Genomic DNA, 14,749 nt, shown 5'->3' on the forward strand with positions numbered 1-14,749 from the left:
ATGATGCGGGTAGCTGCGCTCAGACGTCGCTGCGCAGCAGCCGGTACGCCGCTCCAGCGAGCGCCAGCGCCGTCCAGCCGAGGAAGACCACGAGTCCGCCACCGGGCGACAGGGTGGTCGAGTCATGGGTCAGGGCGAAGATCGACTCCCCCGCGTGGCTGGGAAGGTAGGGGGCGATGTGGCCCTGCCACGAGGTGGGCAGCAGGGAGACCAGCCCGGGTACGAGCATCAGGGCGCCCACGAGCACCGAGATGCCGCCGGCCACGGACCGCAACAGCGCTCCGAGGGCGGTGCCGATCACGCCGACCAGGCCGAGGTAGAGCCCGGCGCCCAGGAGGCTGCGTACGACGCCGGCGTGCCCGAGGCCCATCGCGGCGGGCGTGCCGGACAGGATCCGGCTGCCGACGAGGAAGGCGGCGAACGCGCCGACGGTGGCGACCACCAGCGCGACGAGCCCGTACACCGCCGCCTTGGACCACAGCACCGGCAGCCGGCGGGGCACGGCCGCGAGGGTCGAGCGGATCATGCCGGTGGAGTACTCGCCCGCCGTGACCAGCACGCCGAGCACGCCGAGGGCGAGCTGGGCGAAGTTCGTGCCGAAGAGGGACAGGCTCACCGCGGTGGCGGAGGCGAAGTCGCGGTCCAGGTGCCGGCCGGAGTCGAGGTTCGACTTGTAGTGGCTCGCGGCGATGACGCCGAAGGCGACGAGGAACAGCAGGCCCAGGCCGAGGGTGATCCAGGTGGAGCGCAGGGACCAGAGCTTGGCCCACTCCGAGGCCAGGACGCGCCGACCGGTCACCCGGTAGGCGGGCCGGGTGGGAGCGGCCGGAGTGGTCCCGGAGGTTTCGGGTGTTGCCGTGAGGGTGCTCATGCCGCGCTCCCGGAGGTCTCGGTGCCGGTCGTGGAGCCGTGGTACTCCACGGCCTCCCGGGTCAGTTCCATGAACGCCTCCTCCAGCGACACCGCCTTGGTGGTCAGTTCGAACAGGGGGATGGCGTGCTCGGCCGCCTTCAGGCCGATCTCGCGGGCGGACACCCCGGTCACCTGCAGTTCCTCCGACCCGATGCGGCCGGTGATCTCCACGCCCGGCCCGGCCAGCACGTCCCGCAGCCGCGCTGGGTCGTCCGTCGCGACCCGCACGCTGTCGCCACCGGCCTCGCGCACCAGGTCCTGCACGGTGGTGTCGGCCAGCAGCCGCCCCCGCCCGACGACGATCAGATGATCGGCCACCAGCGCCACCTCGCTCATCAGATGCGAAGAGACGAACACCGTGCGCCCCTCGGCCGCGAGGGAGGTGAGCAGGTTGCGGATCCAGAGGACGCCCTCGGGGTCCAGCCCGTTGACGGGCTCGTCCAGCATGACGGTCTGCGGGTCGCCGAGCAGGGCGGCCGCGATGCCGAGCCGCTGGCCCATGCCGAGGGAGAAGGCTCCGGCCCGCTTCCTCGCGACGCTGCCGAGACCGGCGAGTTCGATGACCTCGTCGACCCGGCGGCCTGGGATGCCGTGGGTCAGTGCGAGCGCCCGGAGGTGGTTGTGGGCTGAGCGGCCCGGGTGGATCGACTTGGCCTCCAGCAGGGCTCCCACCTCCTGCAGCGGCGCCTGGTGGCGGGCGTAGCGCTGTCCGTTCACCGTGACGGAGCCGCTGGTCGGAGCGTCCAGCCCGACGACCATGCGCATCGTCGTGGACTTGCCCGCACCGTTGGGTCCCAGGAACCCGGTCACCGTACCCGGCTTCACGGTGAAGTCGAGACCGTCGACGGCTGTCTTCTCCCCGTACCTCTTGGTGAGCTGCTGTGCCTCGATCATTTGCGCCCTCTCACTCGGACCCCGGCGCCCGAAACGCCTGGCGCCTTCTCCATCACGCTAAGCCCGCGACCTGCGCAATCCGGTGGTACCAGGGGGCTGAACAGCGCCGGGCAGGTGGTACCGGGGTACTACGACCCGGTGGTGCGCAGGGAGCGTGGGCGAGGTTGGAGCAGGTGCGGTTTGTCGGGCAGCGTGTTGGTGATCAGAACGGCGCTCGCGCTGCTGTAGTTCATGCCGCAGGCGAGCGTGAGTGACGAGGCCGAGGGCGTCCAGTCTCAGCAGGCGTGCGGCTGCGTGGCCGGCCGTGAACGACAGCGGGCAAGCGCTTGCCGTCACGGTCGGCGCGGCGGCGAGCAGCACAGGGCGCGGGTGGGCCAGGAAGGAGCCGAGGGCGCCGTAGGCGTTGACGTACGTATGGACGAGCGGGCCGGCCAGGGGAACCGGCTCGATGACGCTGAGTACCCGGCTCAGCCACGGCGCGGGCAGTACCAGACGGCACAGAGCGCCGGCCGCGCAGGGCAGGACCAGCCGATCAGGGTGATTCCGTCATGGGCGGTGTGTGCGGACCTGGCGAGTGTGCCCGCGTAACCATCGCTGAGCAGCGGCAGCAGGCTGCCGATGACAGGGGAATGGTGAGCGGGCTCGAGGAAGGTGGAGGCGAGGACGAGCCCCACCATGGGTGGCTGGTCGCCGTCCCCCTTGCCGGTCCACACGGTGGCTCCGGCGGCGACGGGCATCGCCGTGATGAGGATCATCGCGGTGACCGGCCGCTGCCGCCGTCGGTGTCGGGGGTTTGGTGGAGCAGGGACGCGACGCCGGGGATGGCCAGCAGCGGATCGTCAGGTGCAGGACGAGCCCGGCCGGCAGAGCGATCGGGCGTCGAAGCAGGGTGCCGAGCGCGCGCAGGGGGACCTGGAGCCCTGCCGAGAAGACCACCAGGGAGAGCAGGAGCGGTGCAGTGGACACAGGCAGGCTGCCCGCTCAGCCGAGCGGCAGCGAGTGATCCCTGCGCAATCACGGTCCGGGCCCCGGCTGGAGCAGCGCGGCGGCGTAGGCCAGGACCGCCGCGCGGCCGAACCGGTGGCGCAGCCGGCTCGCCGCCTGCTCAGTCGGCCGACGGTCGGCAGGTGTGATGGGCAAGGCGGCCTTCTTCCGTCACGTGGGCAGGAGCGGGAAGGGGCGCCTGTATGGGGAGAAGTAGGCAGTTGCTCATGGTGCCCAGTGCTGCTGCAAGAGGCATGGTGCGCGCGGTGCCGCGTGAGCAGTCAGGATGCGTTCAGGTGTCCGGTGGCACGGTCGTTGGCCATGACTTATGAAACCTCTGAGACATCCGCGCTCGCCGAGGCCGGGGAGCCTGCCGGTCCGGCGCGGCACCGGCTTCGTTGGAACAAGGTGCCCGAAGTCACCGCCTACTTCTGGATCATCAAGGTGCTGTGCACCACGGTCGGGGAGACCGCGGCCGATCTGCTGAACGAGAAGGCCGGCCTGGGTCTGACCGGTGTGTCGGTGCTGATGAGCGCACTGCTGGCCGTGGTGTTGGTGGTGCAGTTCCGTACGGCGGCGTACCGGGCCGGCGTGTACTGGCTCGCCGTGGCTCTGATCAGCGTCGTCGGCACCCTGATCAGCGACAACCTCACCGACAACATGGGCGTGCCGCTGGAGACGAGTACGACGGTGTTCGCCATCGTCCTCGCGGTCGTGTTCGTCGTCTGGTACCGGCGTGAGCGGACGTTGTCCATCCACAGCATCGACACCACCAGCCGCGAGTCCTTCTACTGGCTCGCGGTGTTGTTCACCTTCGCCCTGGGCACCGCGGCCGGCGACTTGGTCTCGGAGCGCATGGATCTCGGTTACTGGCTGTCCGCCGTCCTGTTCGCGGCTGCCATCGCCGCGGTGGCCATCGCGCACTTCACGCTGGGCCTGGACGCGGTGTGGAGCTTCTGGATCGCCTACATCCTCACCCGCCCCCTCGGCGCGTCGATCGGCGACTACCTCTCCCAGCCCACCGGAGACGGCGGCCTGGGTGTGGGCACCGTGATCACCAGCGCTCTGTTCCTGGCCGTCATCCTCGGCCTGGTCGCGTACCTGAGCGTGACCCGCAAGGACGTCACCGGGACGGAGTCAGCCCCTCGGCACACGGCCTGACCTGCCGCACGGCAGGCGTTCAGGATACGTTCAGGCACGCTGTGCCACGGTCGAAGATCGCCACCGCTCGGCGGTCGGCTCGTCTCACAGGGCGCTCGTCCCGCTTCCCGGGGGCGAGCGTCCTGTCGTTCGACCGGACAGGAGAGTTGAATTGGAGAAACCGGAGGTCCTCACCGACCTCGACGTGGCGAGCACGTCGAGTACGACCAAGTCGGTGATCAAGAAGCTGCCCGAGGTCACGCTGGCGTTCTGGATCATGAAGATCGCCGCGACGACCCTGGGCGAGACGGCGGGCGACCTCTTCGCACAGACCCTCAGGCTCGGCTACTTCCTCACCACGATCGCGCTGTTCCTGATCTTCGTGGTGACGCTGGTGCTCCAGCTGCGGTCCAGCCGCTACAACCCGTTCTTCTACTGGACCGTGATCCTGTCGACCAGCATGGCCGGCACCACGATGTCCGACTTCATGAACCGCGACGCCAGCGCCAGGTACCTCTCGAACGGCGCGACCAGACTGGGCTGGGGCCCGCAGGGCCTCGGCCTGGGCTACCCCGCCGGAGCCGCCATCCTGATCTCGATCCTCCTGGCGATCTTCCTCGCCTGGAAGCTGAGCGGGATGACGTTCCAGATCCGCGACATCGTCACCTTCAGGGGCGAGGCCCTGTTCTGGTCGGCGATCCTCGTGTCGAACACCCTCGGCACCTCCATGGGCGACTTCCTCTCCGACAGCTCCGGCCTCGGCTACGCCGGTGGTGCGCTGCTCGTGACCGGGCTGCTCGCCGTACTCGTGGCGCTGATGAACGTGCCCGCAGTGCCGAATGTCCTGCTGTTCTGGATCGCCTTCGTCCTCACCCGCCCACTGGGCGCCACCGCGGGCGACTTCCTCACCAAGCCGGTCGCCAAGGGCGGCCTGGATCTGGGTACCGCGGGCTCGTCCGCCGTTCTCCTCGCCGTCCTGTTCGGACTGATGGCGTACGCCCAGGTTCAGGAGCGCCGGTCTGCCGCCCGGCCGGCGAGGCAGGGGCAGGACCCCGTCACCCGGCGGGCAGGCTGACCGTGAACCTGGCACCCGGCACGTGCCCGGGGTCGTAGGACACCTCACCGCCGACGGCGCGGGCCAGGCGTCGCGCGAGCGGCAGCCCCAGGCCCGCGCCGTCGTGCCCGTCGCCGGGATCGGCGCGCCGGCCGGGCTGGAACAGCTCCGCCACGAACGCCTCCGGCACACCCGGGCCGTCGTCGACGACGTCGATCCGCACGGCGCCGGGGATGCGTCGCGCGGACACGATCAGACGGGAGTGGGCGTAGCGGGCGGCGTTGGTGAGCAGAGGGCTGAGGATGCGTTCGAGGAGAGCGGGGGCAACACCTGCCTCCAGCACCGGCGCTTCCGTCTCCATGGCGGTCTTCACCAGGGCCGGTGTGTCGAGGCCCTTTAGGAGGCGGTCCAGGACGGGCACCACGTCAGTTGCTCCGGGAACCGTTGCCGGATTCAGGGCGTTCTCGCGGGCCTCGTCGAGGAGCGTGTCGCAGATGGTGCGCATGGACTGGGCGGCCTCGGCGATCACCGCTTGGGTGGCGCTGGTCTCGGCGTCCGTGCGGGGACGGGCCCGCCACCAGTCGAGTTCCATGATGATCCGGGTGAGCGGTGTGCGCAGCTCGTGGGACAGCTCTCCCGTCAGCTGCTGTTCGTGGCGCAGGACGGTGCGTATGCGGTCCAGGAGCGCGTCCAGGGAGACACCCAGGCGGGCGAGTTCGGCCGGGTGGTCCTCCGTGCCGAAGCGCTCGTCCGAGCCCACGGCGCTCCACTGCGTGGCCTGGTCGGTCATCGTCCGCACCGGGCGCAGTGCCCGGCCGACGGACAGGCGGGTGAGTACGTACGTGCATCCGAGCATCACGACGTCCAGGACGAGTGACCCCACCAGCAGGGTGTCGGCCGAACTGCGGTACGGAGCCAGGTCCAGGGCGGTGACGACGGTGGCGGTAGCGCGGCTACCGGGGAGAGGCTGGGCGCACAGCCGGACGGGGCCGCGACCGTGGGCATGGACGGTCGCGCAGGCGTGCTTCCGCTGCGCGGCCAGGCGGCCGGCGGCCAGGGCCGGCGGGCTGCCGGCGGTGGCGGAGGGCGGCTTCTCCAGCAGACGGGTTCCGGCGTAGATCCACACGTTCGTGTCGAGGAGCCGGTCGTTGACGGTTTCCAGGACGCGCACCCGGGGTCCGGTGGTATCGACGGTCGTGGCCACCGCTGCCGCCCGGTTGCGGAGTTCGTCGTCCGCCTGGTGCTGCAGGTGCCGGTCCATCACGGCGTTGAACACCACGGTCAGGATCGTCATCAGCAGGGCGGCGGTGGTCAGCGCCACCAGGGAGAGGCGGCCGCGGAGGGTGCGCGGGGCGAGACGGCGCAGGACACGCAAGGCACGGGTCACGACAGACGGTGTCCGATCCCGCGCGCCGTGTCGATCGTCAGGCCGCTGCCGGCCAGCCGCAGCTTGCGGCGCAGCCGGCTCAGGTACTGGTCCAGGGTGTTGTCGCTGACCTGCGCGCCCTCGGGCCAGCCGGCCCGCACCAGGTCGCGGCGGCGCACGAGGGTTCCATCCGCCGCGGCGAGCGTGGCCAGCAGCCGGAACTCCGTGGGGGACACGGTGACACGGGCGTCATGCACGGTCATGCTGTGGTCCACCGCGTTGAGAACCAGGTCACCGGCCGAGGCCACCGTCGTGGTGGCTGTCCGTCTGAGTACGGCTCTCAGCCTGGCGGCGAGTTCGGCCAGGTGGAAGGGCTTGGGCAGATAGTCGTCGCCCCCGGCGGAGAAGCCGGACAGGCGGTCGGTGAGCTGGTGCCGGGCGGTCAGGAAGATCACGGGGGCGAGGAAGCCGTTGGCGCGCATCGCCTGGCACACGTCCCGTCCGTCGGCGTCAGGCAGTCCGACGTCCAGGACGGCCGCCGCGATGTCGGCCGTGGCGATCCGCATGGCGGTTGCGCCGTCGGCTGCCAGGACGGGGTCGAAGTCCTCGTCGTACAGCCCCCGGCGCAGCACGTCGCGCAGGGCGTGATCGTCCTCGACCACCAGGATCTTGGGGCGCATGATTCTCCGTCGGCTTGCGGCCGGGTCGTACCTGCGATGAACGAATCGGGCAGCTGTCGCCCTCATGAGCTGAGCAGCAGAGCACCCAGGCGCCTGGCGGCGAGCCGCCGCGCCAGGGTTTCCGACTGCCGCCGTGTTGCGAGCGTCGCCATCAGGGCCACCAGTGTGCCGACGACGAGGCCGGCCAGGACGTCGTGGGGATAGTGTGCGCCGACCCACACCCGGGACGCTCCCATCGCCAGCGCGGCCACGATCGCGACCGCCCCGAGACGGCGCGAGACGAACACCAGGGCCACGGCCGCCGCTGCGGCGATGGCCGCGTGGTTGCTGGGGAAGGACCAGTCGCCGGGCGACGGACACGCCTCCAGCGTTTGGACGTGCAGGCTCTGACACGGCCGTTCCTCGCGCACCGCCAGCTTCAGGACGGCGTCCACGCCGTACGCGACAACCACGACAAGGGGGACTGTCAGCGCGGTCACCGCCGCGCCGGCGCCCGAGCGCCGGGCCCGCCACCAGCCGACGGCGGCCAGGACGGCGAACACGGCGAGCCCGTACGTCGACCAAGCCGACAGCGTGTCGTCCAGCCAGCCGGGCGAGTGCTGGGCAAGGCGCACCACGTCCGAGTAGGCGGAGCCGTCGATGGAGGACCCGTCAAGAGCGAGGATCACTTGCTTCCTCCCCGCACGTCGGCGCCGCGTCGGGCGTGCAGCGCCTCGACGAGAAGAGGAACCAGGGACAGGACGACGATCAACGCGACCAGCGGCAACAGGTATCGGTCGACGTTCGGGACCGAGGAGCCCAGCGCGTACCCCGCAAGGGTGAGGCCGATGCTCCAGGCCAGGCCGTCGATCACCTGCCACAACGTGAAGGTCCGCACCGGGACCTCCAGCGCCCCCGCCATCGGGTTGAGCACCGTCCGCACCACCGGGACGAACCGGGCCAGGACGACCGCCTTGGCGTACCCGTACCGCTCCAGCAGCTCCTCGGCACGTTTCACCCCCTCGCGCAGCCGCCGGGAACGGCTGCGGGCGATCAGCACGCCGCCCGCCTTCCGGCCGAGCAGGTATCCGCACTGGGCCCCGGCCAGCGCGCCGAGGGCCGCGGCGACCAGCAGCGGCACCAGGGACAGTTTCACCGCCTGGTCCCCCGTACCCGTGCACAGCAGACCCGCTGTGAACAACAGGGAGTCACCGGGCAGGAAGAATCCGACCAGCAGCCCCGTCTCGGCGAACAGCACCACGCCGACGCCCAGCACACCGAAGGCGGCCAGCAGCGAATGGGCGTCGAGCACGTTGACGGCCAGCTGCGCAGCCAGGTGCGACGGAGTGGTCATACGGGGCGAGCCCTTTCCGGGTGATCAGGGTGGTGCGAGTGAACGGCCGGGATCAGTGACTGCAGAAAAAGGGACCGTCTACGGAACTGTAGACGAACGGCGGCCGAGGAGCGTTCCCATGCCATGGGCAGCGCGCGAAGGCCACCCGTGGTCGCACAGCCGGCCGACCTCGAAGCCCCGTTCTGCGCAGGTGTCGAGGATGCGGGGCAGGGCGCCCAGGGCCGAGTGCCAGGCGCCGGGGGCGGAGGTGCAGTCGGAGTCGTGGAGGAGGATGGTTCCGCCGCCGTCCAGATCGCGCGCCACCGTGCGGTGGACGGACTCCGGCGTGGCCCGGGCCGTCCAGTCCTCCCCCCAGCAGGTCCACAGTACCGGCGTGAGTCCGAGGCGGCGGGCCGCCAGGTGGGCGGCGGTCGACATGACACCGTACGGCGGCCGGAAGAGCGTGGGCCGGCGCCCGGTGATCGCGGCGACGGTGTCCCGGGCGCGGGCGAAGTCGTCATAGGTGGCCCGCGGACCGCGCAGGAGCAGAGGGCGGTGCAGCCAGCCGTGGATGCCGATCTCGTGGCCCGCCGCGACGATCTCACGGACCAGACCGGGGGAGCGGTGCGCCTGCGTACCGAGCATGAAGAAGGTGGCGTGCACCTCACGCTCGGCGAGCAGCCGCAGGAAGTGGGGGGTGGATCCTGGGTCGGGTCCGTCGTCGAAGGTCAGGGCGACGTGGTCCGGATGGCCCCGGCCGGAGAGGCCGGGCAGGAGGCGGTTGCGCAGCGGCCCGAACGTGGAGACGACGGGCGTGGCATGTGCGGCGGCGAGAAAGGCGGCCAAGGCGGCGCTGCGGAGGGTAGGGGCGGCCGTCATCAGCGGTGCCCGTCCGGCTGGGAACCGTGCAGCGGGGCGCGGTCGTCCAGGTCGAGGCCGTGGCTGATGGCGCGTGCCAGCCCAGGGCCGTCGTGCGCCGTCGCGATGCCCGTACCGACGGCGCACGCCCACGCGGCACAGCCGACCGCGACCGTGGTGGCGAGCCGGCGGGGGGCGGGGCGTCGGCGCACGGAGGGCCGCCGGCTCGGCCGCGGGTCCGGTTGCGGGAGCCCCGAGCGGTGCATGCGCCCGATCTCCGCTGCCGGGCCTTCGGCCGGCGACGCGGCGAACAAGGCGAAGCCCGTCTCGCGCTGGCGTGGCCCGAGCGGGCCGTCGATCAGGTCGTGCAGTACCGCCTTCAGGGCGGCCGGCTCGCGGATCCAGACGGCCGCGCCTGCTTCGTCCAGGGCAGCCGCGTTGGTCAGGCCGTGGCCGGGTATGCAGCGGTAACTGGCCACGGGCAGGCCCGCGGCGAACGCCTCCAGGCAGGTGAGCCCGCCGGCGTTCTGGACCAGGACGTCGGCGGCGTGCATCAGGCCGGGCATGTCGTCCACCCAGCCGTACACGTGCTCGATGCCGTCGGCGCGCAGCCGCTCGGCCAGGGCCTCGTTGCGGCCGCAGACGACGACCGGTACGGCGGCACCGCAGTCGCGCACCTCCTGGGCCACCTTCCGGACCGGCCCGACACCCCAGGATCCGGCGACCAGGAGGGCGAGCGGACGGTGCGGCGGCAGCCCGAACCTGGCCCGCGCGCGATCGCGTTCCTGTCTGTCGCAGAGCCTGAACCGCGGGTCGGTGACCGGCCCGCACACCCGGACGTCCCGGGCGCCGACGGCACGCGCCTGGGCGGCGGGCACGGCGTGGGCCGCGAGGTGGACGTCCACGCCCTCCGCCACCCACAGCGGATGCACCGAGAAGTCCGTCAGGTACGTCAGGACCGGGACGGTGAGCCGTCCGGACAGGCGCAGGTTGCCCAGCACCCGACTGGCCCCCGGGTAGGTGGAGACCACCGCGCCGGTCCCCGGGGCCAGGGCCCGCAGCACCTGGTTCTCGGCGGAGCGCAGCAGCGCCCGCGCCGCCGGGCCGCTGCCTCCGGCCCGCTCGGTAGCGGCGTAGATCCGCTGGTAGGCCCACGGTGCCCGGACGAGCATCCGGTGATAGCCCTCCTGGACGGCGCGGCCGAGCCGGGCGGGCAGCAGGTCCAGCAGGTCATGCCGGTCCACGGTGAAGCCGTCCGCCGTGAGGCGGCGGGCGAGTTCGGTGGCGGCGCCGTCGTGCCCCGCGCCGACGCTCGCGGAGATGATCGCGATACGGCGGGAGGCGGCGGCCTCGCTCCGCGGGAGCGGTACCGCGCCCGCGAGTGCGGGCACGGAAAGAGTGCGTCCGGCGTGGGGCATCGACTGGTCCTCCGGCATCGGGAGAGCTGGGGAACTCTACAAGATGTAGTAGTTCGCGGTTCGAAGCCCGGAGCTTACCTCCTACAACTAGTAGGAGATGACCGGGTAGCCTGTTCGGACGAAAGCGAGGAAGGGCGGACAGTGGGCGACCCGAGGGACGACGAGGCTTTTGGCGGATCCGGCAGGCGGGCACGCGGCGAGCTGGAGAGCGACGTGCTGGCCGCTCTCTGGGCTGCCGACGGCCCGCTGACCGCCCGCCAGGTCCTGGAGCGGCTGCCGGGCGACCTGGCCTACACCACCGTCCTGACGATCCTGTCCCGCCTCTACGACAAGGGCATGTTGGCCCGGCAGCGGGAGGGCCGCGGATACGCCTACGCACCGGTCCGGGACGAGGCGTCGCACACGGCCCGGCGGATGCGGTCGCTGCTGGAGGAGGGCTCCGACCGCGAGGCGGTGCTGACCCGCTTCGTGTCCGAACTCTCCGCGCAGGACGAGCAATTGCTGCACCAGCTGCTGTCCGGCCAAGAAGCCCAGGGCGAGAACTTCGACGGGAAGCGGTGAGCCGGTGCTGATCAGCGTCTACGTTCCGTTCGCCGTCACGGCCGTCCTCACGCTGGTCGCGCCGCGTCTGGCACGACGGCTCAGCCCGCGTCCCGCCGCCTGGGCCCTGGCCTGCGCCGCGCTCGTCACGGCGGTCGGCTGGACCGGGTCGCTCGCCCTGCTGGCCTTCACCGGTATCGCGCAGATCCCGCCGGTCGCGGCCGAGGGCCACTGGTCGGTGACCGCACTGCGCGCCGAGGACCCGGTGTACGTCGTCGTCGCGGCCGTCAGCGCACTCGTCCTGGTCGCGAGCGTCGCCTCGCTGGGCGTGACCGCTCTGCGCCAGGTCCGCCAGGTGGTCCGGGCCCGGCGGGAGTGCGCCGGGCTGCGCGGCGACACGGAGCTGGCCGTGCTCGACGACGACGCCCCGCTGGCCTTCGCCCTGCCCGGAGCACCAGGGCGGATCGTGGTCTCCCGGGGCATGTTGCGCTGTCTCGGCGACGACGAGCGCGATGCCCTGCTGGCGCACGAGCGGGCCCACCTCCGCGGAAGGCACCACCTCTTCCTCGGCCTGTGGCGGCTCACCGCGGCCCTGAACCCGCTGCTGCGCCCGCTGGCGGGCACCGGCGCCTTCGTCCTGGAGCGCTGGGCCGACGAGGAGGCAGCCGCGCAGGTCGGCGACCGGGCGGTCGTCGCCCGCGCGGTCGGACGTGCCGCCCTCGCCTCCGCCGGCGCCTCTCGCCCCGCCCTTCTGCCCGCGACCGGCGGGGAAGTGCCCCAGCGGGTACGGGCTCTGCTGGCGCCGCCTCCCACCCGCCGAAGCCTGCCCTTCCTGGCCGGCGCCGTCCTGCTGACCGTGTGCTGCGCCAGCCTGGCCAACGCGGCGTCCGACAGCGATCACATGGTCGACGGCGCGAAGCGAGCGCAGTGCGCAGTGCTGGCAGGGACCGCGAGTGCACCGTCGCTGGGTGAGCACGGGGATGACCCTGGCTTCTGCCGCGGCCCTCACCGCGGGGGCGAGCGCGGAGAACGCCGTCACTCTGGCTGACCACGGCGGTACCTGCTCTCAATCGAGGCAGCGGCGGATCGGTGTGATGCCGTGGGCGACGAATAAGGCGGCCCGGTGCCGGAAGGCGACCGCGGTGATGACCTTCTCATCGTCCAGGGCCTCGGTGTGGGCGAGCCGGGAGTGGTCGTCGAGCGCCGAATGCGGGTACGTGTATCCGACCTTGCCGGTGCCGGGACTGGTGCCTTTGGAGGCGCGGGCGGACTCGGCGCCGACGCCGTGCGACTGCCAGCCGCGGCCGGGTCGGGACGCGTCCGAGTTTCTTGGCGTCGACGTGGACCAGATCGCCGGCCCGGTCGTGCTCGCAGCAGATGGCCTCGCACAGATGCTCGCCGGTCGGTGGGTCGAGGTCCCGGAGCCGGTTGAGTCCTCGCCTCACCAGGATGCGGTGGACGGTCGCGGGCGCGCGTGTGACGGCGCGCAGCCGCTGTAGGGCCGGTGGCGAGCCGGGCCGGCCCGCGCTTGGCCTGCCGCCGCAGCGCCTCCACAGGTCGGCGAGTCCTCGGGGTGCGGGCGGGGCTGGTGGCGGGGCGGGAGGAGTGGTCGAGTAGACCGTTCTCGCCGGGCGCGCGCCGGCGGGCGTACCACTTGGCCAGGCAGCGGCGGGCGATTCCGGCGTCCGCCGCCACGTGCGCGGTCGGACGTCCGACGTCGATCCGCAGACACAAGCGCAGGCGTCCTTCGAAGGTCAGCGGTGCGTTCCGGTGTCCTCTGCTGGTGGCGCTCCTGGACTCGGTGGCCGCGTTCACCGGGAGCCCTGGGATCTCAGGGCTCCCGCGTGAGCGGGTTTGCGTGGCGTCAGCGTGCGAACTTTTCGATGGCCGCTGGGGTGGCGGGGGTGAAGAAGTTCACGAGGTTGCCGTCGGGGTCACGGAACAGCAGCGACCGGTTGCCCCAGGGCATCGTGGTGGGCTCGGTGACGAAGTCGGTGACGAAGCCGGTCAGGTTCTGGTGAACGCGGTCCACGTCGTCGACGAGAAACTCGGTGATCACGCTGTGGTTGTCCGCCGGGCGGGCAGAGCCCGGGGCGAACAGCGGGACGGTGCGGGTGCCGGCGATCGCGAGGGTGGCGCCCGCGGTGTTGAGTTCGGCGAAGTCTTCGGTGGCCCACGTCGCCCGCGCTCCTGTGGCTCGCTCATAGAACTCGACGAGGCGCGCTACGTCGCTGGTGATGATGCGGATCGAGACGAACTCCATGGGGATCTCCTTGGCTGTGCTGGAGGCGTGCACTGCGCAGGCTAGGAGAAATAGTGGACAGAATCGGTCCGGTATGGACGTTAGGCTGTGCCCATGCCCCGACCCGCTGCCCGCGTGCTGACGCTCCTGGAGCTGCTGCAGTCGGGCGGCACCCGGACGGTGGCCGAACTCGCCGACCGGCTCGGCGTCGAAGGGCGCACCGTGCGGCGGTATGTGGACCAGCTGATCGACCTGGATGTGCCTGTGGAATCGGTGCGCGGCCGGTACGGCGGGTACCGGCTTGCTCCCGGGTACCGCTTGCCTCCGCTCATGCTCAGCGACGACGAGGCGCTGGCCGTGCTGCTCGGCCTGGTCGCCGGCCGCCGAGCAGGGCTGACGACGACGGAGCACACGGCAAGCGAGACGGCCTCGGCGAAGATCCGGCGGGTGCTGCCCAAGCACATCGCCCGCCGGCTCGACACACTCCTGGAATCCCTCGCCTTCACGGATCAGATCGGCGAGTTCGACACCCCGGACGCCGGGGTCCTGCTCGCCATCGCCGATGCCGTGCGCCACCGCCGACCGGTCTCGATCCGCTACACCGACCGCGACGGACGGCGCAGCGAACGCACGCTGCACGCGTACGGGATCGTCGCCCATGCGGGCCGGTGGTACGTCACGGGCAAGGACGCCCAGATCGGCGAGGACCGGACCTTCAGGCTCGATCGCATCGCAGACGCGCGGACCCTGCCCGGCTCATTCGAAGCGCCCGTGGGTCCCGGTCCGGCACAGCGCGTGTTGTCAGCGTTCGCCACGGCCGAGTACCGGCATGAGGTGACCTTGCGGATCCACGGGACAGTTGAGCAGATCCGCGCCCACCTTCCCGCCAGCGTCGCGAGCCTGGAGGAGCGGGAGCCCGCGGCAGGCCAGGACCGGGCGACTGAGCGCTGGCTGCGCGTCGAGCTGCGGGCGGAGCGGCTCGACTGGTTGCCTCCCGTACTCGCCTCACTCGACCGGCCGTTCGTCATCGAGCGCCCCGATGAACTGCGCGACCTCGTCACCGCGCTCGCCGGTCGCCTTGCCTCCTACGCCCGCCAAGCCTGACCGCGCGAAACCAATGTCATGAGATGGCACACCTGAAGGGCGATGACCTCATCCCCGCCCACCAGGTCGCCCAGCAGGTCAGCCTCGATCAGGCACGCGAGTCCCGGCTCGGGGCCGAAGAAGCCATGGACCGGATCCGTGCGAAGTCCGGCTCCGGCGCGGTCTGCCCGGCCGCCACCGGGCCGGGGGTGATGGGCGGCGGCGGTACGAGGCCTGCAGGGGGCGACGGCTGGTGCCGGTGCGGG

The 14,749-nt window shown here is 71.7% G+C and carries 17 protein-coding genes; 5 read left to right on the forward strand and 12 right to left on the reverse strand.

Translation table 11 applies throughout. The annotated features are described in order from the left end of the window. Positions 1–19 precede the first annotated feature (19 nt). From AB0950_RS36790 to AB0950_RS36805, 4 genes are all read right to left on the reverse strand, one after another. On the reverse strand, positions 20–871 hold the full coding sequence (locus tag AB0950_RS36790) for an ABC transporter permease (RefSeq protein ID WP_360162374.1): 852 nt from the start codon (positions 869–871) through the stop codon (positions 20–22). Further along, positions 868–1,806 carry an ATP-binding cassette domain-containing protein gene (locus AB0950_RS36795; RefSeq protein ID WP_360162376.1) on the reverse strand — a complete coding sequence of 313 codons (939 nt, stop codon included), beginning with the start codon at positions 1,804–1,806 and terminating at the stop codon, positions 868–870. The genes AB0950_RS36790 and AB0950_RS36795 overlap by 4 nt, the downstream gene beginning before the upstream one ends. A 467-nt stretch (positions 1,807–2,273) precedes the next feature. Further along, entirely contained in the window at positions 2,274–2,561 is a 288-nt protein-coding gene (locus AB0950_RS36800; protein ID WP_366780408.1) for a hypothetical protein, read from the reverse strand. A gap of 259 nt (positions 2,562–2,820) precedes the next feature. Continuing rightward, the gene (locus tag AB0950_RS36805; RefSeq protein WP_360575968.1) at positions 2,821–2,946 is read right to left on the reverse strand and encodes a hypothetical protein; all 126 of its coding nucleotides are present in this window, start codon (positions 2,944–2,946) and stop codon (positions 2,821–2,823) included. Between the two features lie 165 nt (positions 2,947–3,111). On the opposite strand from AB0950_RS36805, the gene AB0950_RS36810 reads away from it, so the two are divergent. Beyond that, positions 3,112–3,951, forward strand: coding sequence for a hypothetical protein (locus AB0950_RS36810; RefSeq protein ID WP_366780409.1), 840 nt, complete (start codon positions 3,112–3,114; stop codon positions 3,949–3,951). A gap of 151 nt (positions 3,952–4,102) precedes the next feature. Continuing rightward, positions 4,103–5,005 carry a hypothetical protein gene (locus tag AB0950_RS36815; protein ID WP_366780410.1) on the forward strand — a complete coding sequence of 301 codons (903 nt, stop codon included), beginning with the start codon at positions 4,103–4,105 and terminating at the stop codon, positions 5,003–5,005. Here AB0950_RS36815 and AB0950_RS36820 read toward each other — a convergent pair. The 6 genes from AB0950_RS36820 to AB0950_RS36845 all read right to left on the reverse strand — a co-directional run bounded on the left by AB0950_RS36820 (position 4,986) and on the right by AB0950_RS36845 (position 10,618). Further along, entirely contained in the window at positions 4,986–6,371 is a 1,386-nt protein-coding gene (locus AB0950_RS36820; RefSeq protein ID WP_366780411.1) for a HAMP domain-containing sensor histidine kinase, read from the reverse strand. The two genes, AB0950_RS36815 and AB0950_RS36820, sit on opposite strands and share 20 nt — an antisense overlap. After that, positions 6,368–7,030 carry a response regulator transcription factor gene (locus AB0950_RS36825; protein WP_366780412.1) on the reverse strand — a complete coding sequence of 221 codons (663 nt, stop codon included), beginning with the start codon at positions 7,028–7,030 and terminating at the stop codon, positions 6,368–6,370. The genes AB0950_RS36820 and AB0950_RS36825 overlap by 4 nt, the downstream gene beginning before the upstream one ends. A 62-nt stretch (positions 7,031–7,092) precedes the next feature. After that, positions 7,093–7,698, reverse strand: a complete 606-nt coding sequence (locus AB0950_RS36830) for a phosphatase PAP2 family protein (protein WP_366780413.1) — start codon at positions 7,696–7,698, stop codon at positions 7,093–7,095. Further along, the gene (locus AB0950_RS36835; protein ID WP_366780414.1) at positions 7,695–8,363 is read right to left on the reverse strand and encodes a DedA family protein; all 669 of its coding nucleotides are present in this window, start codon (positions 8,361–8,363) and stop codon (positions 7,695–7,697) included. Before AB0950_RS36835 ends, AB0950_RS36830 begins: the two co-directional genes overlap by 4 nt. Before the next feature lie 78 nt (positions 8,364–8,441). Further along, complete coding sequence (locus AB0950_RS36840; RefSeq protein ID WP_360575959.1) at positions 8,442–9,221, reverse strand: polysaccharide deacetylase family protein; 780 nt, start codon at positions 9,219–9,221, stop codon at positions 8,442–8,444. Continuing rightward, positions 9,221–10,618 (reverse strand): glycosyltransferase, encoded by a 1,398-nt coding sequence (locus AB0950_RS36845; protein ID WP_360162394.1) that lies wholly within the window; start codon positions 10,616–10,618, stop codon positions 9,221–9,223. The genes AB0950_RS36840 and AB0950_RS36845 overlap by 1 nt, the downstream gene beginning before the upstream one ends. A 141-nt stretch (positions 10,619–10,759) precedes the next feature. On the opposite strand from AB0950_RS36845, the gene AB0950_RS36850 reads away from it, so the two are divergent. Next, positions 10,760–11,179 carry a BlaI/MecI/CopY family transcriptional regulator gene (locus tag AB0950_RS36850; protein WP_360162396.1) on the forward strand — a complete coding sequence of 140 codons (420 nt, stop codon included), beginning with the start codon at positions 10,760–10,762 and terminating at the stop codon, positions 11,177–11,179. Between the two features lie 4 nt (positions 11,180–11,183). After that, positions 11,184–12,206, forward strand: coding sequence for a M56 family metallopeptidase (locus AB0950_RS36855; protein WP_360162398.1), 1,023 nt, complete (start codon positions 11,184–11,186; stop codon positions 12,204–12,206). Here the strand turns inward: AB0950_RS36855 and AB0950_RS36860 are convergent. Continuing rightward, positions 12,194–12,973, reverse strand: a complete 780-nt coding sequence (locus AB0950_RS36860) for a leucine zipper domain-containing protein (protein ID WP_360162400.1) — start codon at positions 12,971–12,973, stop codon at positions 12,194–12,196. The two genes, AB0950_RS36855 and AB0950_RS36860, sit on opposite strands and share 13 nt — an antisense overlap. Positions 12,974–13,022: 49 nt before the next feature. Then, positions 13,023–13,421 (reverse strand): VOC family protein, encoded by a 399-nt coding sequence (locus tag AB0950_RS36865; protein WP_360162402.1) that lies wholly within the window; start codon positions 13,419–13,421, stop codon positions 13,023–13,025. Between the two features lie 93 nt (positions 13,422–13,514). On the opposite strand from AB0950_RS36865, the gene AB0950_RS36870 reads away from it, so the two are divergent. Beyond that, positions 13,515–14,504, forward strand: coding sequence for a YafY family protein (locus AB0950_RS36870; RefSeq protein ID WP_366780415.1), 990 nt, complete (start codon positions 13,515–13,517; stop codon positions 14,502–14,504). The last annotated feature ends 245 nt before the right edge of the window (positions 14,505–14,749 follow it).

It is taken from the genome of Streptomyces sp. NPDC007189, assembly GCF_040703635.1.
GTDB lineage: Bacteria > Actinomycetota > Actinomycetes > Streptomycetales > Streptomycetaceae > Streptomyces.

What these genes read in the sequence shown, in the direction of transcription:
- AB0950_RS36840 (WP_360575959.1), bottom strand. Translation starts at nt 9,221, where the DNA reads ATGACGGCCGCCCCTACCCTCCGCAGCGCCGCCTTGGCCGCCTTTCTC.
- AB0950_RS36795 (WP_360162376.1), bottom strand. Translation starts at nt 1,806, where the DNA reads ATGATCGAGGCACAGCAGCTCACCAAGAGGTACGGGGAGAAGACAGCC.
- AB0950_RS36845 (WP_360162394.1), bottom strand. Translation starts at nt 10,618, where the DNA reads ATGCCCCACGCCGGACGCACTCTTTCCGTGCCCGCACTCGCGGGCGCG.
- AB0950_RS36865 (WP_360162402.1), bottom strand. Translation starts at nt 13,421, where the DNA reads ATGGAGTTCGTCTCGATCCGCATCATCACCAGCGACGTAGCGCGCCTC.
- AB0950_RS36870 (WP_366780415.1), top strand. Translation starts at nt 13,515, where the DNA reads ATGCCCCGACCCGCTGCCCGCGTGCTGACGCTCCTGGAGCTGCTGCAG.
- AB0950_RS36810 (WP_366780409.1), top strand. Translation starts at nt 3,112, where the DNA reads ATGACTTATGAAACCTCTGAGACATCCGCGCTCGCCGAGGCCGGGGAG.
- AB0950_RS36825 (WP_366780412.1), bottom strand. Translation starts at nt 7,030, where the DNA reads ATGCGCCCCAAGATCCTGGTGGTCGAGGACGATCACGCCCTGCGCGAC.
- AB0950_RS36790 (WP_360162374.1), bottom strand. Translation starts at nt 871, where the DNA reads ATGAGCACCCTCACGGCAACACCCGAAACCTCCGGGACCACTCCGGCC.
- AB0950_RS36800 (WP_366780408.1), bottom strand. Translation starts at nt 2,561, where the DNA reads ATGATCCTCATCACGGCGATGCCCGTCGCCGCCGGAGCCACCGTGTGG.
- AB0950_RS36835 (WP_366780414.1), bottom strand. Translation starts at nt 8,363, where the DNA reads ATGACCACTCCGTCGCACCTGGCTGCGCAGCTGGCCGTCAACGTGCTC.